This window comes from Solimonas sp. K1W22B-7 (assembly GCF_003428335.1).
Lineage (GTDB): Bacteria > Pseudomonadota > Gammaproteobacteria > Nevskiales > Nevskiaceae > Solimonas_A.
In genome coordinates, this window is record NZ_CP031704.1 from 436,036 (window position 1) to 458,504 (window position 22,469).

19 protein-coding genes are annotated in these 22,469 nt (G+C 69.1%); 12 read left to right on the plus strand and 7 right to left on the minus strand.

Annotated features, from left to right (window positions below; translation table 11 throughout):
• The first annotated feature begins 1 nt into the window (after window position 1).
• The gene (locus tag D0B54_RS02125; RefSeq protein ID WP_162932140.1) at window positions 2-1,834 is read left to right on the plus strand and encodes a hypothetical protein; all 1,833 of its coding nucleotides are present in this window, start codon (window positions 2-4) and stop codon (window positions 1,832-1,834) included.
• Between the two features lie 158 nt (window positions 1,835-1,992).
• Window positions 1,993-2,589 (plus strand): YdbL family protein, encoded by a 597-nt coding sequence (locus D0B54_RS02130; protein ID WP_117288746.1) that lies wholly within the window; start codon window positions 1,993-1,995, stop codon window positions 2,587-2,589.
• 709 nt (window positions 2,590-3,298) lie between these two features.
• Here the strand turns inward: D0B54_RS02130 and D0B54_RS02135 are convergent.
• From D0B54_RS02135 to D0B54_RS02150, 4 genes are all read right to left on the minus strand, one after another.
• Entirely contained in the window at window positions 3,299-4,798 is a 1,500-nt protein-coding gene (locus tag D0B54_RS02135; protein ID WP_117288748.1) for a peptide MFS transporter, read from the minus strand.
• Window positions 4,799-4,814: 16 nt separating this feature from the next.
• Entirely contained in the window at window positions 4,815-6,533 is a 1,719-nt protein-coding gene (locus D0B54_RS02140; RefSeq protein WP_117288750.1) for a potassium/proton antiporter, read from the minus strand.
• A 78-nt stretch (window positions 6,534-6,611) separates the two neighbouring features.
• Window positions 6,612-7,853 carry an MFS transporter gene (locus tag D0B54_RS02145; protein ID WP_117288752.1) on the minus strand — a complete coding sequence of 414 codons (1,242 nt, stop codon included), beginning with the start codon at window positions 7,851-7,853 and terminating at the stop codon, window positions 6,612-6,614.
• A 19-nt stretch (window positions 7,854-7,872) separates the two neighbouring features.
• Window positions 7,873-9,474 (minus strand): peptide chain release factor 3, encoded by a 1,602-nt coding sequence (locus D0B54_RS02150; protein WP_117288754.1) that lies wholly within the window; start codon window positions 9,472-9,474, stop codon window positions 7,873-7,875.
• 107 nt (window positions 9,475-9,581) lie between these two features.
• On the opposite strand from D0B54_RS02150, the gene D0B54_RS02155 reads away from it, so the two are divergent.
• The 3 genes from D0B54_RS02155 to D0B54_RS02165 are packed head-to-tail and all read left to right on the plus strand — an operon-like array spanning window position 9,582 to window position 10,839.
• Entirely contained in the window at window positions 9,582-9,989 is a 408-nt protein-coding gene (locus D0B54_RS02155) for a hypothetical protein (protein WP_117288756.1), read from the plus strand.
• A gap of 2 nt (window positions 9,990-9,991) precedes the next feature.
• A complete protein-coding gene (locus tag D0B54_RS02160) occupies window positions 9,992-10,363 on the plus strand; it encodes a hypothetical protein (protein ID WP_117288758.1) in 372 nt (123 codons plus the stop codon).
• Window positions 10,360-10,839: a TonB family protein gene (locus D0B54_RS02165; RefSeq protein ID WP_117288760.1), complete on the plus strand. Its 480-nt coding sequence runs from the start codon at window positions 10,360-10,362 to the stop codon at window positions 10,837-10,839. Before D0B54_RS02160 ends, D0B54_RS02165 begins: the two co-directional genes overlap by 4 nt.
• Window positions 10,840-10,850: 11 nt before the next feature.
• On the opposite strand, the gene D0B54_RS02170 is transcribed toward D0B54_RS02165, so the two are convergent.
• From D0B54_RS02170 to D0B54_RS02180, 3 genes are all read right to left on the minus strand, one after another.
• A complete protein-coding gene (locus D0B54_RS02170; protein WP_117288762.1) occupies window positions 10,851-11,969 on the minus strand; it encodes a hypothetical protein in 1,119 nt (372 codons plus the stop codon).
• 214 nt (window positions 11,970-12,183) lie between these two features.
• Window positions 12,184-13,353, minus strand: a complete 1,170-nt coding sequence (locus D0B54_RS02175) for an OmpA family protein (RefSeq protein ID WP_117288764.1) — start codon at window positions 13,351-13,353, stop codon at window positions 12,184-12,186.
• A gap of 91 nt (window positions 13,354-13,444) precedes the next feature.
• Window positions 13,445-14,413, minus strand: coding sequence for an OmpA family protein (locus D0B54_RS02180; protein WP_117288766.1), 969 nt, complete (start codon window positions 14,411-14,413; stop codon window positions 13,445-13,447).
• Between the two features lie 169 nt (window positions 14,414-14,582).
• On the opposite strand from D0B54_RS02180, the gene D0B54_RS02185 reads away from it, so the two are divergent.
• The 7 genes from D0B54_RS02185 to D0B54_RS02215 all read left to right on the plus strand — a co-directional run bounded on the left by D0B54_RS02185 (window position 14,583) and on the right by D0B54_RS02215 (window position 22,421).
• The gene (locus D0B54_RS02185) at window positions 14,583-15,236 is read left to right on the plus strand and encodes a TetR/AcrR family transcriptional regulator (RefSeq protein WP_117288768.1); all 654 of its coding nucleotides are present in this window, start codon (window positions 14,583-14,585) and stop codon (window positions 15,234-15,236) included.
• Window positions 15,237-15,255: 19 nt separating this feature from the next.
• Window positions 15,256-17,733 (plus strand): acyl-CoA dehydrogenase, encoded by a 2,478-nt coding sequence (locus D0B54_RS02190; RefSeq protein ID WP_117288770.1) that lies wholly within the window; start codon window positions 15,256-15,258, stop codon window positions 17,731-17,733.
• A gap of 260 nt (window positions 17,734-17,993) precedes the next feature.
• Complete coding sequence (locus D0B54_RS02195; protein WP_117288772.1) at window positions 17,994-19,529, plus strand: helicase HerA-like C-terminal domain-containing protein; 1,536 nt, start codon at window positions 17,994-17,996, stop codon at window positions 19,527-19,529.
• A gap of 2 nt (window positions 19,530-19,531) precedes the next feature.
• Window positions 19,532-19,993 carry a hypothetical protein gene (locus tag D0B54_RS02200; protein WP_117288774.1) on the plus strand — a complete coding sequence of 154 codons (462 nt, stop codon included), beginning with the start codon at window positions 19,532-19,534 and terminating at the stop codon, window positions 19,991-19,993.
• Window positions 19,994-20,128: 135 nt separating this feature from the next.
• Window positions 20,129-20,782, plus strand: coding sequence for a 16S rRNA (guanine(527)-N(7))-methyltransferase RsmG (gene rsmG, locus D0B54_RS02205; RefSeq protein WP_117288776.1), 654 nt, complete (start codon window positions 20,129-20,131; stop codon window positions 20,780-20,782).
• Complete coding sequence (locus tag D0B54_RS02210; protein ID WP_117288777.1) at window positions 20,779-21,567, plus strand: ParA family protein; 789 nt, start codon at window positions 20,779-20,781, stop codon at window positions 21,565-21,567. Before rsmG ends, D0B54_RS02210 begins: the two co-directional genes overlap by 4 nt.
• Window positions 21,564-22,421 carry a ParB/RepB/Spo0J family partition protein gene (locus D0B54_RS02215; protein WP_117288779.1) on the plus strand — a complete coding sequence of 286 codons (858 nt, stop codon included), beginning with the start codon at window positions 21,564-21,566 and terminating at the stop codon, window positions 22,419-22,421. Before D0B54_RS02210 ends, D0B54_RS02215 begins: the two co-directional genes overlap by 4 nt.
• The last annotated feature ends 48 nt before the right edge of the window (window positions 22,422-22,469 follow it).

A 22,469-nucleotide genomic window follows, 5' to 3' on the forward strand; every position in this document is an offset into this window, starting at 1 on the left:
CATGAGCCTGCTCCGGCCGCGATCCCTGCCGCTGATGCTGTTCCTGCTGTGGCCCGCCTGGGCCGCCGCGGTCGACCGCGTCAGCCTGAGCGTCGGCCGCATCGAGGGGGCGGGCTGGAATGCCTCCGGCCTGCAGGCCGGGATGGATGCCGGCGGGCGCGTCAGTGTCGCCGTCGCGCGGCTTGAATCCGCCGCGCTGCCCGGTCCCGTGAAGCAGTTCCAGGCCTCCTGCCGCATCGGCCGGGGCGAGGGCCGCGCCATGTCCTGCCGCGAAGGCCGGCTGGCCCTGGCCGCCGACAAGCTCGGTTCCCTCGGGGGGGATTTCACGGTGGACGCGCCCAGCGCCGCGGACTGGCGCCTGCGGTCGCGACTGCGGGGTGAACTCTCCGGGCAGGACGCCAGCGAGCGCTACGTCGCCGAAAAGATGGTCTTCGGCCTGGATGCCGACCTGCGCCTGCAGGGCGGGCGCCTGCGCGGCAGCACCGGCTTGCAGCTGAGCTCCGGCCAGGCTTATGCCGATCCGGTTTTCGCGGACTTTTCCGCCCACCCGCTGCGGGCCCAGGCCGAGTGGTCCCTGGCCTTGCCCTCGCGGCTGCTGGACCTGCAGGCCCTGGAACTGGAGCAGCCCGGCATCGGCCGCATCCGGGCACAGGGCCGGTGGCCGCTGCGCGAGGGCGTCAAGGGCCTGGCGGCCGTGGTGGATATCGCCGCGCTGGAGCTGGCGCCGGCCGCGGAGTGGTACGCCAAGCCCTTCCTGGCCGGCTCGCGCATGTCGGACCTGGTGGCCTCGGGACAGGCCCGCGGGCGCGTCGAACTGCATGCCGGCGCCCCCGCGGTGGTGGCCCTGGACCTGGCGGATGCCGGCCTGGACCTGGGCAAGCTCGGCCTGGGCTTCGAAGGCCTGCAGGGGCGCTTTGCCTGGACCGCGAATGCAGCCTCGGCGCAGGACGCCGTGCTGCAGATCGGCCAACTGCGCTACGGCAAGCTGGAAAGCGCGCCGGCGACGCTGCGCTACCGCGCCGGCGGCCGTGACTTCCGCCTGGCCGCGCCGCTGCGCCTGGGCCTGCTCGACGGCGCCCTGAACATCCGCCAGCTGGAACTGCGCAATGCCGGGCAGCCCGGCATGGGCGCCGCCTTCGACGCCGACATCGAGCTGATCGAACTGGCGCAGCTGTGCCGCGCCTTCGGCTGGCCGGAGTTCAGCGGCACCCTGGCGGGCCGCCTGCCGGGTGTGAAACTGGAGAACGACATCCTGTCGCTGGACGGCGCACTGACCGCGCGCGCCTTCGACGGCGACATCCGCATCGGCGACCTGCGCGTGATCCAGCCCTTCGGCGTGCTGCCGCGCGTGGCCGCCGACATCCGCCTGCGCAAGCTCGACCTGAAGCAGGTCACCAGTGCCTTCTCCTTCGGCCGCATCGAGGGACGGCTCAACGGCGACGTCGGCGGCCTGCGCCTGATCGGCTGGAAGCCGGTGGCGATGGACGCGCATCTCTACACGCCGGCCGACGACCGCTCGCGCCACCGCATTTCGCAGCGCGCCATCGACAGCATCTCCCGCGCCGGCGGCGGCCCCGCCGGCCTGCTCAAGCGCAGCGCCCTGACCGTGTTCGAGGACTTTGCCTATGACCGCATCGGCTGGAGCTGCCAGCTCGACAACGGCGTCTGCATCATGGACGGGCTGGAGCCGGCCAAGAACGGCGGCTACGTGCTGGTGAAGGGCCGCCTGCTGCCGCGCATCGACGTGGTGGGCTACTCGCGCCGGGTCGGCTGGGAGACCTTCCTGGGCCAGCTCAAGGCGGCGATGGCGGCGGAGAAGGCGGAGGTTCGTTGAACAAGGGGGTCGCGAGCAAGCTCGCTCCTACATAGTGAAGGTTCCGGATGTAGGAGCGAGCTTGCTCGCGACCTGGTGGGAGGGCCCCGTCACCCGGCTTTCATCCTGCATTCAGTGCCTGGCCCTATACTTCCGGAACCAATATTCAGGAGACGATCATGACCCGCTGGCTTTCCGCCCCCCTGGCTGCCGCTGCCCTCAGCCTCGCCGCCTGCGTGACGATCAACGTCTACTTCCCGGCCGCCGCCGCCGAGAAGGCCGCCGACCGCATCATCGACGACGTCTGGGGCCAGCAGCCGGGCGCCCCGGCACCCGCCCCGGACGCTGCGCCGGCGCCCACCTCCATGATCGACCTGCAGCGCCTGCTGGTCGGTTTGCTCGACCTGGTGGTGCCGCCCGCCGCCGCGCAGGAGCCGAACCTCGACGCGGCCTCGCCGGAGGTCACGCACCTGAAGGCGCAGATGGAGAACCGCTTCGCCGACCTCAAGCCCTTCCTGGATTCCGGCGCCGTGGGCCTGACCAACGACGGCTTCCTCGCCGCGCGCGAAGTGCCGCTGGCGCAGCGCACCACGGTGCGCAACCTGATCGGCAACGAGAACGCCGACCGCTCGGCGCTGTACCGCGAGATCGCGGTGGCCAACAAGCAGCCGCAGTGGGAAAAGGACATCCGCGCGGTCTTCGCCCAGCGCTGGATCGCCAAGGCGGCGCCGGGCTGGTGGTATCAGGATGCGAATGGAACCTGGAAGCAGAAATAAGCTTCAGGTTTCCGAAAAGGGCCGCCAGACAGGCGGCCCTTTTCATTTGCGGCCCACGAAATGTAGGAGCGAGCTTGCTCGCGACCTCGTTCGACTCTCACCGAACCGTTCATCCCGAGTGCCGCGTAGCGGTGTATCGAGGGTGATTTGCCGCGCTTTGGCGATGACTAAATGTCATCGCCTGCGGCGGATCACGGGCGGCCATGGATGGCCGCCCCGGGGCTCAATCAGGTAGCTGCGGTCCCGCCATGGATGGCGTCACCTCTTGTTTCCCTCTCCCCGTTTACGGGGAGAGGGCTAGGGTGAGGGGCGCGGACTTTCAGGTAGAAACCCAAGCGGGAATGCCGGCGACTACGCCGGTCAGGAGCCGCGGATTCTTGGAGGTTTATTTCGCCCAAGGGCGAGTCACTTTTCTTTGTTATACGACACCAACAGTAGGCGCCTCTAGGCGAAGAAAAGTAACCAAAAGAAAACGTACCCTTGTATCGGCGCCCCGCTGAAGCGGGGTTCCCCGCCCAGTGGTCGGGCGCGGACGGGTCGGACACACAGGCCATCCATGGCCTGCGTGTCCTCGGCCGGACATCCTGTCCGGCGCGACCCTGCGCCCGACCCCTGCGCGGGCGCCGCTACGAGGGAACCCGGTACATCAAAAGCATTCGCTCGCGCTCACCAAGACTTCGGAAGAGGGAGCGGAATCGCGTAGCGGCTACTACTGATCGGCTTTGGCCGTGGTGCTGCTCATCAGCTTCTTCACCCACGGCATCGCCACCACCATCAGCAGCGTCGCCCCGCCCGCGAACAGCGTCACCTGCATGAAGCGCTGCGGCATGCGCAGCAGCGCTTCCTCGCCCGACAGCTCGCCGGCCAGCAGGCCGGCGATGACGTAGCCCAGCGAGGCCGCCATGAACCACACGCCCATCATCTGGCCGAGGTAGCGCTTCGGCGCCAGCTGCGTCACGGCGGACAGGCCCACCGGCGACAGGCACAGCTCGCCGGCGGTGTGGAACAGATAGGTCAGCAGCAGCCAGGTCGGCAGCACCTTTTCGCCGGCCACGACGTAGCGTGAGGCGAAGTACAGCACCAGGAAGCCGATCGCCAGCTGCGCCAGCGCCAGCACGAACTTGGCGGGCACCGAAGGATTGAGGTTGCGCCGGCCCAGGTTGATCCACAGCGCCGCGAAGAACGGCGTCAGCAGGATGATCAGCAGGGGATTGATCGACTGGAGCCAGGACGCCGGGAACTCCCAGCCGAAGAACACGCGGTCGGTGTGGTCCAGCGCGAACAGGTTGAAGGAGGAGCCGGCCTGCTCGAAGCCCGACCAGAACACCGCCGCCGCCACGAACAGGATGCCGATCGCGCCGACGCGGCGGCGCTCCTGCGCGTCCAGGCCGCCGAACAGCAGCACGCCCAGGATGAAGGCGATGGAGATGCCGGTGATCGCCACTGCGGTGTACTGCGCCAGGGTCACGGCGTCGATGGACAACTGCCCGGCCAGGCCGAAGGCCACCACCGTGGCGATCAGCGCCAGGCCGCCCAGCGCCAGGCCGGAGTCGCGCCGCCGCCGGCGCTGGTCCAGCGCGGCATTGCCGCTGGAGGCCGGCGTGGCGCCGGCGCCCTGCAGCAGCGGCAGGCGCAGGCGGTACTGCACCAGGCCCAGGGTCATGAACACGCCGGCGGCGCCGAAGCCCCAGTGCCAGCCGACCTTTTCGCCCAGGTAGCCGCAGATGATCTGGCCGATCAGCGCGCCCAGGTTGATGCCCATGTAGAAGATCGAGAAGCCGGCGTCGCGCCGCGCCGGCTCGTTGCTGTACAGCGCGCCGACCATGGCGCTGATGTTGGGCTTGAGCAGGCCGGTGCCCAGGGCGATCAGCACCATGCCGATGAAGAAGGTCGGGGTGCTCGGCACCGCCATCGTGAAGTGGCCGCAGGCGATGACGATGCCGCCGTACCAGACCGCGCGCTGCGCGCCGAGGATGCGGTCGGCGATCCAGCCGCCGGGCAGCGAGGCGAGGTAGCCAGCGGCGGTGTAGAGCCCGTAGATCGCCGTGGCCCGCTTGCCCTCGAAGCCCAGGCCGCCGCTTTCCACGGTGGCGATCATCGCGAACACCAGGATCGCGCGCATGCCGTAGTAGCTGAAGCGCTCCCACATCTCGGTAAAGAACAGGACCGGCAGGCCGCGGGGATGCTCTTTCCACAGTGAGGCGATCATCAGGCGGGCTCGGGTTCTATTCGTGGGGCAGGCGCAGGCCGATATCGGTAATGCGGTCGCGCTCCATTTTGCGCACCACCAGGTCGATACCGCCCAGGCGCAGGCGGTCGCCGACCACGGCATTGGGCAGGTACCTGGCGAAGAGCCCGCGCACGTCCAGGTCCGCGGCGCCGGCCGGCGGCGGCATGCCGTAGGCCTCGGCGATGTCGGCCATCTTCGCCGAGGGGTCCAGGTGGAACTCGCCGAAGTAGCGCTGCTCGGCTTCGCGCGCCGGGCGGCGAGCGCTGTGGAAGACCTCGTCGAGCTGGCCCAGGTCGCGTTCGGCCGCCACCAGGGAGACGTAGTCGCCGGCACGCAGCGTGCCCCAGTCGCGGTAGGTCAGCAGGCGCCCGGCGCGGGAGATCGCGATCACCCGCGACACGTCCTGCAGCGGCAGCTCCTTGTGGCGCAGGCCGATCAGGGCACTGTCGTGGCCGATGCGGTAGCTGACGATCTCGTAGCCGCGCTGGCCCGGCAGGTCGAACTCGATGCGGTGCACCATGTCGGAACTGGCCGGCATCTGCAGGCCCAGCAGCCGTGCCACCGGCGCGACGGTCCAGCCCTGCACCACCAGCGACACCAGCACGATGAAGAAGGCGACATTGAAGAACAGCGCGGCGTTTTCCAGCCCCGCCAGCCAGGGATAGGTGGCGAGCACGATCGGCACCGAGCCGCGCAGGCCGACCCAGCTGATGAAGACCTGCTCGCGGGCCGGGAAGCGGAAGGGCATCAGCGCCAGCCATACCGACAGCGGCCGCGCCACCAGGATCAGCACCAGGGCGATCAGCAGCGCCGGCCCGGCCACCGGCCAGAGCTTGGACGGCGAGGCCAGCAGGCCCAGGATCACGAACATGCCGATCTGCGCCATCCAGGCGATGCCGTCGTGGAAGCGGCGGATGCTGGCCGCCGCGCGCAGGCGGCGGTTGGCCAGGGTGATGCCGGCCAGGTACACCGCCAGGAAGCCGCTGCCGCCCAGGACCGCCGTGAGGCCGAAGATCAGCAGGCCGCCGAACAGGCCGAGCAGCGGATACAGCGAGTCCGACAGCTCCAGCCGGTTGATCGCCTTGACCAGCAGCCGCCCGCCGCCGATACCCAGGGCCGCGCCCAGGCCGCCCTGCAATACCAGCATCCTCAGCGTGTCCAGGGCGCCGAAGTCTTCCGGGTGCTGCAGGTAGGCGATCAGCACCAGGGTCAGCAGGATCGCCATCGGGTCGTTGCTGCCCGATTCGATCTCCAGCACCGAGGTGACGCGCTTGTTCAGGTGCACCGCGTTGTTGTGCAGCAGCGAGAACACCGCCGCGGCGTCGGTGGAGGCGACGATGGCGCCGAGCAGCAGGCCCTCGGCCAGCGGCAGGTTCAGCAGCCAGGCCGAGAAGCCGCCGGCCACGGCCGCCGTGATCAGCACGCCGATGCTGGCCAGGCTGAGCGCCGGCCGCAGGCCGACGCGGAAGTCCTCCATGCGTGTGCGCATGCCGCCGTCGAACAGGATCACCGCCAGCGCCGCCGTGCCAGCCAGGTTGGCCAGGGGGTAGTCGCTGAAATGGATATTGCCCGGCCCGTCCTCGCCCGCCAGCAGGCCGATCACCAGGAACACGAACAGGATCGGTACACCCAGCCGCGGCGTGATGACGGTGGCGAGGATGCTGGCGAGGAACAGCACCGCCGCCAGCAGGATCATGTGGTTGGCGAATTCCATTGCCTGCAAGAGTAACCGCTTGAAGCTTCAGCAAGAAACTTGCCGCGGGGATTGGTCAAAAAAAGACCAATGCGCAACTCAGCTCAGCTTCACCCCGAACAGCTCCTTCGACCGGCGCCAGACGTACGCCACCGTCAGCAGCGTCACGCCGCCGCCGAAGATCACCGAGGGAATCGTGCCCATCAGGCGCGCGGCCAGGCCGGACTCGAAGGCGCCCAGCTCGTTGGAGGAGGCCACGAAGATGCTGTTGACCGACAGCACCCGCCCGCGCAGGTGGTCCGGCGGGATGGTCTGCAGGATGGTGCCGCGGATCACCACGCTGACGCTGTCGGAGGCGCCGACGAAGAACAGCGCCGCCATCGACAGCCACAGGCTGTCGGACAGGGCGAACAGCAGGGTGGCGATGCCGAAGCCCAGCACCGCCAGCAGCATGTTGCGCCAGGCGTGCTTCGTCGGCGGGTACCAGGCCAGCAGCAGCACGGTGAGCATGGCGCCCACCGCCGGCGCGGCGCGCAGGAAGCCCAGGCCCTGGGGGCCGACCTTGAGGATGTCCTCGGCGAAGATCGGCAGGATCGCCACCATGCCGCCGAACAGCACCGAGAACATGTCCAGCGAGATCGAGTAGAGGATGATCTTGCTGTTCCAGACGTAGCGCAGGCCCTCGGCCAGCGACTGCCACAGCGTTTCGCCTTCCTCGGCCACGGCCGCCACCGGTCGCGGCTTGATCGTGAACAGCAGCAGGAAGTTGGCGGCGAACAGGCCGATCGCCACCAGCAGCGCGCCGGTCAGGCCGAGGCCGGCATAGAGGAAGCCCGAGGCCACCGGGCCGGCGATGGCGCCAGCCTGCCAGAAGGTGCTCGACCAGGTCGCCGAGTTGGCGTAGTGCTCGCGCGGCACCAGGAAGGCCTTCAGCGATGAACTGGCCGGCGAGTAGAAGCCGCGGGCGAAGCCCACCACCATGAACATGGCGTAGATCACCAGCAGCATGGCCCATCGCGGCAACTGCTCGCGCACGCCTTCGTGCGAGACCACGGTCAGCACGCTGGAGCCGGCGATGATCACCAGCAGCATGTACTGCATGATGCGGCGTTTCTCGTAGCGGTCCGCCACGTGGCCGCCGAACAGCGCCAGGCCGATGAAGGGAATCGCTTCGGCCAGGCCGATGAAACCCAGCGTCAGCGGGTCGCGCGTCAGCTTGTACAGCTCGTAGCCCAGCGCCACCTCCTGCACCAGGATCGCCATGGTGGTGAGGAAGGCGCCGCTGACCAGGTTGCGGAATTCAGGGAAGCGCAGCGCGGCGAAGGGATCGTGCTTCGACATGGCTACGGGCGCGAATCCCTCAGCTGTTGTTGCCGTGTTCCCGCGTCTCCAGGAACTGCACGTCCGGGAACCGTTCCCGCGCCATGTTGAGGTTGACGTTGCTCGAGGCCAGGTACACCAGGTCGCCGTAGTGGTCCTTGGCGATGCGGGAGTCGTTCTTGTCGAGGAATTCCTTCAGCTTCTTCGGGTCGGGGCATTCGATCCAGCGCGCCGTGTGCACCTGCACCGGCTCGAACACCGAGTCCACGCCGTACTCGTCCTTGAGACGGTACTGCACCACGTCGAACTGCAGCACGCCGACCGCGCCGAGCACGATGTCGTTGCTGACGATGGGGCGATAGACCTGCGTCGCACCCTCCTCGCAGAGCTGGTCCAGGCCCTTGTTGAGCTGCTTGGCCTTCATCGGGTCCTTCAGCACCACGCGGCGGAACAGTTCCGGCGCGAAGTTGGGGATGCCGGTGAAACGCAGTTCCTCGCCCTCGGAGAAGGAATCGCCGATGGCGATGGTGCCGTAGTTGTGCAGGCCGATGATGTCGCCCGGGTAGGCTTCCTCGACCACGTCGCGGTCGGCGGCCATGAAGGTCAGCGCATGCGACACGCGCACTGGCCCGCCCAGGCGCACCGAGTGCAGCGTCATGCCGCGCCGGTAGGCGCCGGAGCAGACGCGCAGGAAGGCCACGCGGTCGCGGTGCTTCGGGTCCATGTTCGCCTGGATCTTGAACACGAAGCCGGTGAAGTTCTTGTGCTCCGGCTGGATCGGGTAGGCCTCGCCGCGGAACTGCGCGGTGCGGGCCTGCGGCGGCGGCGCCCACTCGGTGAAGCCGTTGAGCAGTTCGCGGATGCCGAAGTTGTTGATCGCCGCGCCGAAGAACACCGGCGTCAGCTTCGCCGCCCGGTACAGCTCCAGGTCGAAGTCGGTGCCGGCCATCTGCAGCAGGTCGATCTCGTCGCGCAGCGTCTGGTAGATGCCGCCGAAGCGCTCCATCAGCGTCGGGTTCAGCAGCCCGTCGACGGTTTCGATCTCGGAGACCCGGTGCTTGTCGCCGGAGTACAGGTAGAAGCGGTCTTCCAGCAGGTGGTAGACGCCCTTGAAGTCGCGGCCCATGCCCAGCGGCCAGGTGATCGGCGTGCAGTTCAGGCCCAGCACCTTCTCCACCTCGTCGAGCAGCTCCAGCGGCGGCCGGCCCTCGCGGTCGAGCTTGTTGATGAAGGTGATGATCGGCGTGTCGCGCAGGCGGCAGACCTCCATCAGCTTGATCGTGCGTGCTTCCACGCCCTTGGCGGCGTCGATCACCATCAGCGCCGAGTCCACCGCGGTCAGCGTGCGGTAGGTATCCTCGGAGAAGTCCTCGTGGCCCGGGGTGTCGAGCAGGTTGACGATCTTGTCGTTGTACGGGAACTGCATCACCGAGGTGGTGATGGAGATGCCGCGCTGCTGTTCCAGCGCCATCCAGTCGGAAGTGGCGTGGCGGCTGGCCTTGCGGCCCTTCACCGTGCCGGCCAGCTGGATCGCACCGCCGAACAGCAGCAGTTTTTCCGTCAGCGTGGTCTTGCCCGCGTCCGGATGCGAAATGATGGCGAAGGTGCGGCGACGCTGCGCCTGATCGAGGATGCGGGACATGGGGGCGCGATTTTAAAGGAAAAGGGCGGTTGGCGCGCCGGGGACTGCCGGAATCCGGCGGGATTTTTGCTAGGCTGCGGCCAGGGACGTATCAACGGGAAGGACACATGGAGTACCTGATCGGTATCGCGTTGGCCCTGGCGGTGGCGCTGGGCGCCCGCTGGATAGGCTTCGATCGCGACCGCGCGTTTTATCCGACGGTCTTGATCGTCATTGCCTCCTACTACGCCCTGTTCGCGGTGATGGGCGGTTCACTGTCGGCGCTGGCCGTGGAGTCGGTGGCGCTGGGGGGCTTCGCGCTGCTGGCCATCGCCGGCTTCAAGCTCAGCCCCTGGATCGTGGTCGCGGCGCTGGCCGGCCACGGCGTCTTCGACTGGCTGCACCCGGGCCTGATCGACAACCCCGGCGTGCCGGCCTGGTGGCCCGGCTTCTGCCTGGGCTACGACCTGGCCGCCGCCGGCTTCCTGTCCTGGAACATCCGGCAGGCCCGCGGCCGTCGCCTGCGCATGGATTGAAGATGAAAGCACTCGCCCCGGTCCTGCTGGCGCTGCTCGCGCTCCTGGCCGCTCCGGCCGGGGCGGCGCCGGCACCGGCCCGCAGCCCCGGGGAAATCCAGGGCGTGTTCGACCGCAACCGCGCGCCGCTGCAGCGCATCCTGCTGAAATACCAGCAGCGCATGCCGCTGGAACAGGTCCTGCGCCTGGAACTGCGCTTCACCATCGCCCCGGACGGCCAGCTCAGCGAGCCGGCGGTGCAGTCCTCCACCTATGGCGACAGGGAACTGGAGGCGATGCTGCTGAACTGGCTCCGCGGCCTGCGCTTCGAGGCCCGCCCGGTGCCGGCGCAGACGGTCGAGCGCTATCCGCTGCTGTACCCGCCGGTGCGATGAGGCGCCTGGCCCGGGTCCTGGCGGCGGGACTGCTGGCGCTGGCCGGCACCGGTCCGGTGGCGGCGCAGGACGACATCCTGGCCATGACCCGCACCAAAGAGGAGATCCAGGCCGCCATCGGTGCCGACCGGGCCGCCTTCGGGCGCCTGTTCATGGACTACCTGCGGCGCCAGCCCCGCGCCAGTTCCGGCCGCATGCTGGTGAGCTTCACGGTGGCACCGGACGGCCAGGTCAGCGAGGCCGCGATCGTCGCCTCGCCTTTCGCCGACGCCCCGCTGGAGGCCGGCGTGGTGGCGCAGTTCCAGCGCCTGCGCTTCCAGGCGCGCGAGGTGCCGGTGTTCACGCACCCCGGGTTCCCGGTCTACTTCGCACTGCCGCAAGGCAAGGTCGCGCCGCCCGTCGCGGCGCCGGCCGCCAAGGACATTCCGGGCGTGCCCGCGCCAACGCCGCAATCGCCGGTGCGGGGCTGGGAGTAGGCGCAGCAGGTCTATTCGCGCCCGCCCAGAAGCAGCGAAAACTTCCACTGCAGCATGTCGTCGTAGAAGCTTTCCTCGGTGCCGATGCTGCGCGTGTGGCTGTAGAACAGCCCGGTTTCGGGCGTCATTCCCGGCAGCAGCCCGCCGGCCCAGCGCGACAGGTCCAGGCCCAGGTTGAGCTGGTTGCTGCGCTGTGCTGCGTCGGGCAGGAACCATGCGGGATTGACGCCGCTGGCCAGGCCGGCCGACAGGCCGACGCCGCGCAACTGCCGGCGCAGGCTGGCGTCGGAACTCCAGCCTTCCGCCAGCGCCGGGTTCTGCGCGTCCGGCGCGCGGCGCCAGGCGAACTGGGTCTGTGCCGACCAGGGCCCCAGGTCGTGCTTGCGCATCAGCCCCAGTTCGTAGCCGGCCGCCGGATCGCTGGTGCCCGCGCCGGCCACCGGCACCGGGTCGATCGCCTGCAGGCGCAGTTGCGAGCGCCGTGCCTGTGCCCCCCATTCCAGCGCGGCCGACCAGGTGCGCGCGTCCAGGCCGGCGACGCTGGCGTCGGGCAGCACCACGCGGCAGCTGCGGCCGCGCAGGTTCAGTGCCAGCGCCTCGGCCGGCAGCGGCATCTGCATCGTGCCTTCCAGGGCACAGTCCAGCGGCGCGGCCGGCGCCGTGGAGTTGGACCACTTCAGATCGAAGGCGGCGATTGGCGGCGCCCAGCCGAGATTCACCGCCTGTTGCGCGTTCTGCGCCTCGCCGGCCAGCTGCCATTCCGAGCGCTGCTCGTAGCTGATCCCGAGACGCAGCGGCGCCCCCGCCAGCTCGCTGAGGCGAACGTCGGCGTTCTGTCCCAGGGTCTGCAGCGCCACCTGCTGCGAGGGTGCGGCGACGGTGCTGGTGCCGGACTCGAACAGCTGTCCGGGCTGCACGCGGTAGCCGGCGCGGTACTGCAGGAAGCCGTCGCTGCTGCCCAGCGTGAAGTCGCTGTTGAGGCCTGGCAGCACCGCGCGCTGCGGCGCCGCCAGCTGGCTGTCGAGCTTGAGCTGCAGCGGCGCATCGGGAGCGGGCGGGGCGGACGCGCAGGCGCCGAGCAGCAGCGTGCCCAGTGTCAGCAGGATGTTCCGCTTGCTCCGCTTGTTCATGTTTCCGATCGGTGGCGCGTGCGGCGCCATCGGAGTTATGAGTGCGACCGGCTACTCCGAGTTCCCGTGGGAGCGGCTTCAGCCGCGATGGCATGTGCACTACGGCTACCGGCGCATCGCGGCTGCAGCCGCTCCCACAAAGTGCATCGTTGCCATGGCAGGCACAAAAAAGCCGGCGGCCTTGCGGCCGCCGGCTGGGTTCACACCCGGGCGCTTACTGCTTGATCACCTTGAACTCGACACGGCGGTTCTCGGCGCGGCCCTCGTCGGTCTTGTTGCTGACCACCGGCACCGATTCACCCAGGCCCTGGGCGGCGAGGCGGGTACCCTGCACGCCCTGGCTGATCAGGTAGTCGCGCACCGAGTTGGCGCGTGCTTTCGACAGCTTCAAGTTGTAGGCGTCCGACCCGATGTTGTCGGTGTGGCCCTCGATCTCCACTTCCATCGTCGGCTGGCCGCGCAGGCCGGCGGCGATGCCGTCGAGGATCGAGCGGCCGTCCGCGGTCAGCGTCGCCTTGTTGAACTCGAAGTTGATGTTGCGCAGCACCAGGCGCTGGGCCTTCACGGCGCAACCGCGTTCGTCGACGCGCATGCCGCGCGGCGTGTCGGGGCAGAGGTCGTTGGCGTTGAGCACGCCGTCGCCATCGGCATCGGGCGGCGGGGGCGGCGGCAGGCCGCAACCGTAGGCATCCACCGCGATGCCGCGCGGGGTGCCGGGGCAGCGGTCGGAGGTGTCGGGCACGCCGTCACCGTCGCTGTCGGAGACCGGCGGCGGCAGGAGTGCCGGCGGCGGAGGAGGCGGGGGAGGCGGCGCCGTTTCGCTGAGGTTGAACTGCACGCCGGCGTTGACGCGGGTGTCCCAGACACGGTTGCTGCCGTTGGCAGTGCCCGGGATTTCGTCGCTGAAGATGGCGTAGCGGCGGCCTTCGAGCCGCAGCGCGGCTTCGCGCGAGCCGCCGAGCTTGAACAGAAGGCCGCCGCCGGCGTTGGCGTAGCCGACGATGCGGCCGCCGCGGTTTTCGTTGGACGGCGGGTCGCCCAGCGCGTCCTCGTAGGTGCCGCCGCCGCCGGCCAGCAGGTAGGGGTTGATGCGGCTGTTGGGTGCGGCGGCGAAGCGCAGGTCCAGGCCGGCACCGAAGTTGGTGTCGTCGCGGCCGGTGGTGTCGTTGTTGACCTTGTGGCCGAAGACGTTCAGTTCGGTCGAGAAGTAATCGTTCAGCGGAAAGCCGAACAGCGCATGGCCGCCGATGCCTTCGTCGTTGGCCTGGCGGCCGCTGTCGGGATTCACCCAGCTGCCCATCAGGCCCATGTAGGGCTTGGCTTCGGCATGGGCAGCGCTGGCCATGGTTCCAAGGAGCAGCAACGCGAGTGCTTTGTTTTTCATCGGACGATCCCTATCACGTTTGGTTGAGGCACCGGGGCGATGCTCGACCCGGCGCCCTGAACATCTGCTGAACCGGCCGGCGGCTTGCGCCCTACGGCGCGGTGCTGGCCTTGAACTCGACCTCGGCCGCGCCGCCCGCCTTGCCCCTGGCCTTGAGGCGGGAGCCGGCGACGCCGACGTCGGAGAGGAAGGTCTTCACGGCGGTGGCGCGCGCCGCCGCCAGCCCGGTGCTTTCGCCGGCGGCACTGTGGCCGATGACTTCCAGCTGCACATCAGGACGTGCGCGCAGTGCCGACAGCACGGCATCGAGCTGCTTGCGCGCCGCGCCGTTGAGCTTGGCCGAGCCGATGTCGAAGGACACGCTGCCCAGGCTCGGAGCCGGGGCGGCGTCCTGTGACGGCGTTGCCGCCGGCAGCAGGCTTACGCCCGGCGGCAATGGCACGCTGGATGCCGTCGGCAGCGCCGGGCGGGTGAGCGGCGGCGCCTGTGCCGGCAGCTCGATCACCGCGACCGGCGCAGGGGCGGGGGCCGGTTCAGGAGCGGGCGGAACGGGTTCCGCTTTCGCGGCGGCGGGCGCGGCCGGGAGGGTCGCGGCCTCCTGCGCCATCGGTGCGGGCTGGACCGGCGCGGGGGCCGCAGGCTCGGCCGCGACCGGCGCAGGAGCGGGGGCGACCGGGGCCGGTTCGGCGACAGTGGCGGGCATCGCCTGCGGCGGCGGCGCGGCGCTCGCCGCGGTCGCAGGCTCTGCCGCGGCCGGCGCGACCGGGGCAGCGGCGGCGACTTCTGCGACCGGGGCCGCTGCGGCGGCGACGGCCGTGACGGCGGCCACGGTCGCCGCTTCGGCCGCCGCTTCCGGGAATTCGTCGGCCGGCAGCGGCGGGATCAGCGCCGCGCAGCCCTTGCGGTCCACCAGCGTGCCGGCGGCGGTGTTCGGACAGGCGTCCGCGCTGTCGATCGCACCGTCGCCGTCCGCGTCCGCCGCCTGGGCCAGAACGGCGCCGGGCAGCAGGGCGACCAGCGCAAGCAGCGCCGCGGGCGCGGAATTCGAACGGTGTTTCATGCAGGTCCCCGGATTATTGTGGCGGCCTTTTTTCGCCGCGAAGCGCTTATAGCACGGCCACTTGCGGCGTATGAAGCGTCGCAGGGGCCGGGGCCCGCGCGGCTTGCGCCATACGCACGCGTATGTCTAAACTCCCCTCTCAATACGCCACCGTATGTACAGACGCGACATGAAGCCCACGGCCGCCTCCGACAGCCGACAGAACCTCAGTGCCGACGACTGGGCCGAGGCCGCGCTGGACGCCATCGCGGTCGGCGGACTCGACGCCGTGGCGGTGGAGCCGCTGGCCCGCGGACTGGGCGTGACCAAGGGCAGCTTCTACTGGCATTTCCAGAACCGCGACGCCCTGTTGCGCGCGGCGCTGCAGCTGTGGGAGCGCCACCAGATCGACGAGATCCTGTCCAAGGTGGACCCGTCTGCCAGTCCCTACGAGCGCATCGTGCGCCTGTTCAAGGCGGCCAACATGAGTGTGCGCGACGGCCGCCTGTACCTGGCCATCGCCGCCGCCGCCGACAACCCGACGGTGCAGGCCTTCGTGCAGCGCCTGTCGGAGCGCTGGATCAACTACCTGGACGAAAGCTACCGTGCCCTGGGTTATTCCGACCCGCAGGCGCGGCAATGGGCGCTGTTCGCGTTCGCCACCTTCATGGGCAACCTGCAGATCCGGCGCGACACGCCGCAGATGATGCCCGAGGGGCAGGCTTTCACCGATTATGTGAAGCTGATGATCAAGACGCTCATTCCCCGGGAGGCGAGGGAGCAGGGCGCGGAAGAAGACGACGATCACCCGCACGTGGTGCCGATGCGCCGCCCGGGTTCCTGATTCCTTTCCGGAGGTCCCCATGTCGACTCTTTCCGTTGGTCTCGCCGCGCTGGCCGTGGCCTGGGTCATGGCCTATGTCGGCCTGCCGCTGCTGGCCTGGACCGTCTTTGCCGGCCTGCTGCTGCTGGCGCTCAAGGCCGTGGGTGCCCTCGGCGCCACCGGCTTTGCCGTTTGCGCCATCCTGTTCTTCGCCCTGGCGGCCCTGCTGAACATCCGCCCGCTGCGCCGTGCCGTCATCACCGGCCCGGTGTTCGGCGTGTTCAAGAAAGTGCTGCCGGAAATGTCCTCCACCGAGCGCGAGGCGCTGGAGGCCGGCGACACCTGGTGGGAGGCCGAGATGTTCCGCGGCCGGCCGGACTGGAACAAGCTGCTGGACTTCAAGTACACCGCGCTGACCGCCGAGGAGCAGTCCTTCCTCGACAACGAGTGCGACGAGCTGTGCAAGCTCTGCGACGACTGGAAGATCGAGTTCGAGACCAAGGACCTGTCGCCGGAGGCCTGGGCCTATATCCGCGAGAAGAAGTTCCTCGCGATGCTGATCAAGAAGGAATACGGCGGCCTGGGCTTCTCCGCCAACGCGCAGTCGGCGGTGGTGACCAAGCTGGCGACCAAGTCGATCACCATGGCGGTGACGGTGATGGTGCCCAACTCCCTGGGCCCCGGCGAGTTGCTGATGCACTACGGCACCGACGCGCAGAAGCAGCAGTGGCTGCCGGGCCTGGTGTCGGGCAAGGAGATTCCCTGCTTCGGCCTGACCGGCCCCGAGGTCGGCTCCGACGCCACCGCGATGCCGGATCTCGGCACCGTCTGCTACGGCCAGCACGAGGGCAAGAAGGTCCTCGGCATCCGCCTGGATTTCTCCAAGCGCTACATCACGCTGGCGCCGATCGCCACGGTGGTGGGCCTGGCCTTCAAGCTGCGCGACCCCGACGGACTGCTCGGCGACAAGACGAAAACCGACTACGGCATCACCTGCGCGCTGATTCCGGCGAAGCATGAGGGCATGGAGATCGGCCGCCGCCACTACCCCGGCGGTGCCTTCCACAACGGCACGATCCATGGCCGCGGCGTGTTCATCCCGGTGGAGTGGATCATCGGCGGCCCGGCGATGGCCGGAAAGGGCTGGCGCATGCTGGTGGAATGCCTGTCCGCCGGCCGCGGCATCTCGCTGCCGGCGCTGGGCACCGCGGGCGGCCAGACCGCCTACCGCATGACCGGCGTCTACGGCCGTTTCCGCCGCCAGTTCAAGGTCTCGGTCGGCAAGTTCGAGGGCGTGCAGGAAGCCACCGGCCGCATCGCCGGCTACACCTACACGCTGGAGGCGATGCGCGTGCTGACCGCCTCGGCGGTGGATCACTGCGCGCCGTCGGTGGTCACCGCGATCGCCAAGTACCACATGACCGAGCTGATGCGGAAGATCATCACCGACGGCATGGACGTGATGGCCGGCAAGGCGATCCAGCAGGGCCCGCGCAACTTCATGGCCACCGCCTACCGCACCACGCCGGTGGCGATCACGGTGGAAGGCGCCAATATCCTGACCCGCAATCTGATGATCTTCGGCCAGGGCGCCATCCGCTGCCACGAGTACGTCTTTCCCGAAATGGAAGCGGCGCGCGACGACGACCTGGTGAAGTTCGACCAGCTGCTGTTCGGGCACATCGGCTTCTCGATCAACCGCGCGGTGCGCGCCTTCACGCTCGGCCTCACCGGCGCGCGCCTGGCGTCCTCGCCGGTGCAGGGTGAGCTGGCGCCGTATTTCCGCAGGATGGAGCGCTACTCCTCGGCCCTGGCCTTCTGCTCCGACCTGACCATGGGCGTGCTCGGCGGCAAGCTCAAGTTCATGGAGCGCCTGTCGGCGCGCCTGGGCGACGTGCTGAGCCAGCTCTACATCGCCTCCGCCGTGGCCAAGTACTACCTGGAAGGCAGCAAGTCCGAGGCCGAGCTGGCGCACGCGCGCTGGGCGCTGGACCATGCCATGCACGAGATCGCCAGGGCCTTCGAGGGCTTCCTCGACAACTTCCCGGTGGCCTGGGCGCGCGGCGTGATGCGCGTGGTGGTGTTCCCGCTGGGCAACACCACCAAGCCGGTCAGCGACAAGCTCAACGCCCAGGTGGCCGACCTGATCCTGGAGCACAGCGACGTGCGCGAGCGCCTGTCCTGGCTGGTGTTCAAGAACGGCGGTGTGCATGACCCGGTGGGCCGCATGGAGCACGCCTGGACCGTGGCGCAGCGCACGGAACCCGCCTACCTGAAGTATTTCCGGCACGCCAACCGCGGCGAACTGGCCGGCGACACCGTCGCCGACCGCCTGAAGGACGCCGTCACCCGCAACCTGATGACCCGCGACGAGGCCGACCAGGCCGCCGAGTACGACCGCGTGCGCTTCGACGTGATCCTGACCGATGACTTCTCCAAGGAGTACATCGCCGGCAACTATGCGGCGGAGCGGGCGGAGGTGATTGAGCTGGCGGCGGCGCGGGCGAAGCTGGCCTGAGCTTCTGGCTGTCACAAAGGCCGGACGGCTCGCCGTCCGGCCTTTTTCGTTGCGGGTCCACCCACCCGTTCATGCCGAGTGCCGCGTCCCTCGATACAACCCGCCATGGCGGGTCACTCGGGATGACCGGCCGTCGTGTATCGAGGCACGCGGCACTCGGGGTGAGCGGTCTGGTGGAAATTCCTACAAGAAGCCGCCTTCCCTTTTATCCCGCCGATTGGCGAAGATGCGGCACACCCCATCAGCCACCCCGACGAGCCATGACCGACCCCATCCTGATCGGCAAGGGCGACACGCCCCAGTTCCTGCTGCCGGCCTACGCCAACCGCCACGGCCTGATCGCCGGCGCCACCGGCACCGGCAAGACCATCACCCTGCAGGGCCTGGCCGAAGGCTTCTCCGACATCGGCGTGCCGGTGTTCGCGGCCGACATCAAGGGTGACCTCTCCGGCATTGCGGCGGCGGGGGAGGCCAAGCCCAAGCTGGCCGAGCGCGCCGCGCAGATCGGCCTGGCCGGCTACGCGCCGCAGAACTATCCCACCGTGTTCTGGGACGTGTTCGGTGTTTCCGGCCACCCGGTGCGCGCCACCATCTCCGACATGGGGCCGACGCTGCTGTCGCGCCTGCTGGACCTGACCGACGTGCAGGAAGCGGTGCTGTCGCTGGTGTTCAAGTACTGCGACCAGCAGGGCCTGCTGCTGCTGGACTTCAAGGACCTGCGCGCGGCGCTGGGCCATGTCTCCGAGAACGCCAAGACCCTGGGTGCCGACTACGGCCTGGTGAGCAAGGCCTCGGTCGGCGTGATCCAGCGCGGCCTGATCCAGCTGGAGCAGGACGGCGCCGAGGCCTTCTTCGGCGAACCGGCGATGGACCTCAACGACTTCATGCGCACCGACCTCGGCGGCAAGGGCATCATCAACGTGCTCGCCGCCGACCAGCTGTTCCAGAAGCCGCGGCTCTACGCCACCTTCCTGCTGTGGCTGCTGGCCGAGCTGTTCGAGCGCCTGCCCGAGGCTGGCGACCTCGACAAGCCCAAGCTGGTGTTCTTCTTCGACGAGGCGCACCTGCTGTTCAAGGACGCCCCCAAGGCCCTGGTGGAGAAGGTCGAGCAGGTGGTGCGCCTGATCCGCTCCAAGGGTGTCGGCGTCTACTTCATCACGCAGAACCCGCTGGACCTGCCGGAGAGCGTGCTGGGCCAGCTCGGCAACCGCGTGCAGCACGCGCTGCGCGCCTTCACTCCGCGCGACCAGAAGGCGGTGAAGGCGGCCGCCACCACCTTCCGCGCCAACCCGAAGCTCGACGTCGCCGCCGCGATCATGGAACTGGGTGTCGGCGAGGCCCTGGTATCGACGCTGCAGGACAAGGGCGTGCCCGGCATCGTCGAGCGCACGCTGATCCGGCCGCCGCGTTCGCGCATGGGCGCGCTGACGCCGGAGGAACGCAAGACCGTGATGTCGCGCAGCCCGGTGGCCGGCAAGTACGAGCAGGTGGTGGACCGCGAGTCGGCCTACGAAAAGCTGTCGCAGCGCGCTGCCGAAGCCGCGCCGCCGCCCGCGCCGGAGAAACCCGCGGCGGCCCCGGCGCCGAAGGCCGGTGGCGGCTGGTGGGACGAAGCCTCGCGCCAGCCCGCCCCCGCCCCCCGCGCCGAACCCGCCCCGCGCAAGCCGGCCGCGCGCCGCAGCGACACGGTGACGGAAGCCGCGGTCAAGAGTGTCACCCGCAGCCTCGCCAACACCGTGGGTCGCGAGGTGGGGCGCACGCTGCTGCGCGGCATCCTCGGGTCGCTGAAACGGTAGCAATGCTGGACTACCCCTTCACCGATGCCGCCGTAGTCCTGGCGGCGTTGAGCAACGCCACGCGCATGGCGGTACTCGTCGGGGCGCTTGCCGCGGGCGTCTATCTGTATGTCGTGCGCCGGCAGGGCATCCGCTTCTGGATCTGGGCGCCGCTGGCGGCGGCGCTGGGTTTCCTGGCGGCGCGGCCGATGCTGTCCGCCCCCTACACGCTGTCGGATTTCGTGCGGCTGCGCCTGGAGGAAAAGCAGTTGCTGCTGGACTTTCCCGGCCAGGGATCGCCGCGGGTCCTGGCGGTCGCCGACATCGCCGCCGTCCGCTTCACCCTGCCGGACAAGCGGGGGCGGAACTGCTACCTGCTGCTGGAACTGCGCTCCGGCGAGATCTACCGCAGCTCCCCCGGCCACGGCCGCCTCTGCCGCGAGCGCCGCGACGAGCTGAGCGACTGGCTGGGCCGGCTGCGCTAGGCCTGCCATCCCTTCCCTGATCGCCGCGACCAGGGAAGGGATGACAGACCCTGACACGACCTTGTCACCCTGGCTAAGGATTCGCCACCGCCCCGGCGTTATACTGCGCGCCCTTCCGAGGTCCGCCGTCCCGTCATGAGCCCGTCCCCTTCGCCCTACCGCCGTGCCCGCGATCCGCGCGCCCCGCTGGAAGCCGGCCTGGGCGCGCTGGGCCTGGCTGCCGACCTGGCCGATCCGCTGCTGGTCTACCTGGCCGAGCTGCAGAAGTGGAACGCCGCCTACAACCTGACCGCGATCCGCGATCCGGACGAGATGGTGGTCAAGCACCTGCTGGATTCCCTGGTCCTGCTGCCCCATGTCGGCGGGCGCCTGCTCGATGTCGGTGCAGGGGCCGGGCTGCCGGGGATTCCGCTGGCCATCGCCAACCCCGGGCTGGAGGTGACGGTGCTGGACAGCAACGGCAAGAAGGTGCGCTTCATGCGCCATGCCGTCCGCACCCTGGGCCTGGCCAACGTCAGCGTCGCCGAGGCCCGGGCCGAGGCATTCGCGGCCGAGTCGCCGTTCGGCTGCATCGTCAGCCGCGCCTTCGCCTCCCTGGCCGATTTCTTCAGCGGAACCGAGGCCTTGCTGGCTCCCGGTGGCCAATGGGTGGCCATGAAGGGCAAACTAGACCCCGAAGAGTTGGCCGCCGTGCCGGCTCGATTCGTCATCAGGGGGACGCATCGCCTGCAGGTGCCGGGGCTGGACGAAGAGCGCCACGCGGTCATCGCAGGAATCAAGTCAGCATGAGTTACGTCATCGCCGTTGCCAACCAGAAGGGCGGAGTGGGCAAGACCACCACGTCCATCAACCTCGCTGCCTCGCTGGCGGCCACCAAGCGCCGTGTGCTGCTGGTGGACCTCGACGCGCAGGGCAATGCCACGATGGGCATCGGCGTGGACAAGAGCACCGTGGTCAAGACCGCGCGCGACCTCCTGCTGGAAAAGGCCAAGCCGGGCGAAGTGATCCAGTACCTGCCGGCGGTGGGCCTGTCGCTGATGCCGGCCAACGGCGACATGACCGAGGCCGAGATCAAGCTGCGCGACGTCGCCGCCGGCGACTTCGCCCTGAAGACGGTGCTGGCCGAGGTCGCCGACCAGTTCGATTTCGTGCTGCTGGACTGCCCGCCGGCATTGTCCAAGCTCACCGTCAACGCCCTGGTCGCCGCCGACGGCGTGCTGATCCCGATGCAGTGCGAGTACTACGCGCTGGAAGGTCTCACGGCGCTGATGGATACGGTCAACAAGATCAAGCGCGTGATCAATCCCCGGCTGGAAGTCGAGGGCCTGCTGCGCACCATGTTCGACCCGCGCAACAATCTCGCCAACGACGTCAGCAACCAGTTGCTGCAGCATTTCGGCGACAAGGTCTACCGCACCATCATCCCGCGCAACGTGCGCCTGGCCGAGGCGCCCAGCCACGGCCTGCCGGTGATGCTTTACGACGCACAGTCCTCCGGCGCCAAGGCCTATCTGGCGCTGGCCGGCGAAGTGCTGCGCCGCCATGACGGCGGACAGATGAGGCTTAGCGCATGAGTGCCCTGAAAAAACGCGGCCTCGGCCGCGGTCTCGATGCCTTGCTTTCGAGCGGCTCGCCGGTGACGCAGGGCGCCGACGGCAGCGGCGACGAGTTGCGCGAACTGCCGCTGGATCGCCTGGCCCCGGGCCAGCACCAGCCGCGCCGCCAGTTCGACGACGAGGCGCTGAATTCGCTGGCCGACTCGATCCGCGCCCAGGGCGTGGTGCAGCCGATCGTGGTGCGCCCGGCCGGTGCCGACCGCTACGAGATCATCGCCGGCGAGCGCCGCTGGCGCGCCGCGAAGATGGCTGGCCTGACGCAGATTCCCGCCGTGATCCGCACGCTCGACGAGCGCGGCGCGATGGCGGTGGCCCTGGTCGAGAACATCCAGCGCTCCGACCTGAACCCGCTGGAAGAAGCGCAGGCGCTGCACCGGCTGATCGACGAATGCGGCCTGACGCACGAGGCCTGCGCCGAGGCGGTGGGCAAGTCGCGCACCGCGGTCAGCAACCTGCTGCGCCTGATGGAACTCAATGCCGACGTGCAGGACCTGGTGCGCGAGCACCGCCTGTCCTTCGGCCATGCCAAGGTGCTGCTGGGCGTGCAGGGCGCGCGCCAGTCCTCGCTGGCCAACATGGTGGCGGAGCAGCACCTGTCGGTGCGCCAGACCGAGGCGCTGGTGCAGGCGCAGCCACAGCAGCAGAAGCCCAAGGCCGCACCGCCGCCGGCGATCGGCGAGATCGAAAAGGAAATCGCCGGCCGCATCGGCCTGGCGGTGAAGCTGCAGCAGAACGACAAGGGCCGCGGCAAGCTCACCGTCGCCTTCAAGAGCAACGGCGAGTTGCAGAAGCTGCTGGGCCTGTTGCGCTGAGGAAGAGCTGAGAAGACGCAGTCCGCAAATGAACGCAAATAAACGCTA

What these genes read in the sequence shown, in the direction of transcription:
- D0B54_RS02125 (WP_162932140.1), top strand. Translation starts at nt 2, where the DNA reads ATGAGCCTGCTCCGGCCGCGATCCCTGCCGCTGATGCTGTTCCTGCTG.
- D0B54_RS02130 (WP_117288746.1), top strand. Translation starts at nt 1,993, where the DNA reads ATGACCCGCTGGCTTTCCGCCCCCCTGGCTGCCGCTGCCCTCAGCCTC.
- D0B54_RS02135 (WP_117288748.1), bottom strand. Translation starts at nt 4,798, where the DNA reads ATGATCGCCTCACTGTGGAAAGAGCATCCCCGCGGCCTGCCGGTCCTG.
- D0B54_RS02140 (WP_117288750.1), bottom strand. Translation starts at nt 6,533, where the DNA reads ATGGAATTCGCCAACCACATGATCCTGCTGGCGGCGGTGCTGTTCCTC.
- D0B54_RS02145 (WP_117288752.1), bottom strand. Translation starts at nt 7,853, where the DNA reads ATGTCGAAGCACGATCCCTTCGCCGCGCTGCGCTTCCCTGAATTCCGC.
- D0B54_RS02150 (WP_117288754.1), bottom strand. Translation starts at nt 9,474, where the DNA reads ATGTCCCGCATCCTCGATCAGGCGCAGCGTCGCCGCACCTTCGCCATC.
- D0B54_RS02155 (WP_117288756.1), top strand. Translation starts at nt 9,582, where the DNA reads ATGGAGTACCTGATCGGTATCGCGTTGGCCCTGGCGGTGGCGCTGGGC.
- D0B54_RS02160 (WP_117288758.1), top strand. Translation starts at nt 9,992, where the DNA reads ATGAAAGCACTCGCCCCGGTCCTGCTGGCGCTGCTCGCGCTCCTGGCC.
- D0B54_RS02165 (WP_117288760.1), top strand. Translation starts at nt 10,360, where the DNA reads ATGAGGCGCCTGGCCCGGGTCCTGGCGGCGGGACTGCTGGCGCTGGCC.
- D0B54_RS02170 (WP_117288762.1), bottom strand. Translation starts at nt 11,969, where the DNA reads ATGAACAAGCGGAGCAAGCGGAACATCCTGCTGACACTGGGCACGCTG.
- D0B54_RS02175 (WP_117288764.1), bottom strand. Translation starts at nt 13,353, where the DNA reads ATGAAAAACAAAGCACTCGCGTTGCTGCTCCTTGGAACCATGGCCAGC.
- D0B54_RS02180 (WP_117288766.1), bottom strand. Translation starts at nt 14,413, where the DNA reads ATGAAACACCGTTCGAATTCCGCGCCCGCGGCGCTGCTTGCGCTGGTC.
- D0B54_RS02185 (WP_117288768.1), top strand. Translation starts at nt 14,583, where the DNA reads ATGAAGCCCACGGCCGCCTCCGACAGCCGACAGAACCTCAGTGCCGAC.
- D0B54_RS02190 (WP_117288770.1), top strand. Translation starts at nt 15,256, where the DNA reads ATGTCGACTCTTTCCGTTGGTCTCGCCGCGCTGGCCGTGGCCTGGGTC.
- D0B54_RS02195 (WP_117288772.1), top strand. Translation starts at nt 17,994, where the DNA reads ATGACCGACCCCATCCTGATCGGCAAGGGCGACACGCCCCAGTTCCTG.
- D0B54_RS02200 (WP_117288774.1), top strand. Translation starts at nt 19,532, where the DNA reads ATGCTGGACTACCCCTTCACCGATGCCGCCGTAGTCCTGGCGGCGTTG.
- rsmG (WP_117288776.1), top strand. Translation starts at nt 20,129, where the DNA reads ATGAGCCCGTCCCCTTCGCCCTACCGCCGTGCCCGCGATCCGCGCGCC.
- D0B54_RS02210 (WP_117288777.1), top strand. Translation starts at nt 20,779, where the DNA reads ATGAGTTACGTCATCGCCGTTGCCAACCAGAAGGGCGGAGTGGGCAAG.
- D0B54_RS02215 (WP_117288779.1), top strand. Translation starts at nt 21,564, where the DNA reads ATGAGTGCCCTGAAAAAACGCGGCCTCGGCCGCGGTCTCGATGCCTTG.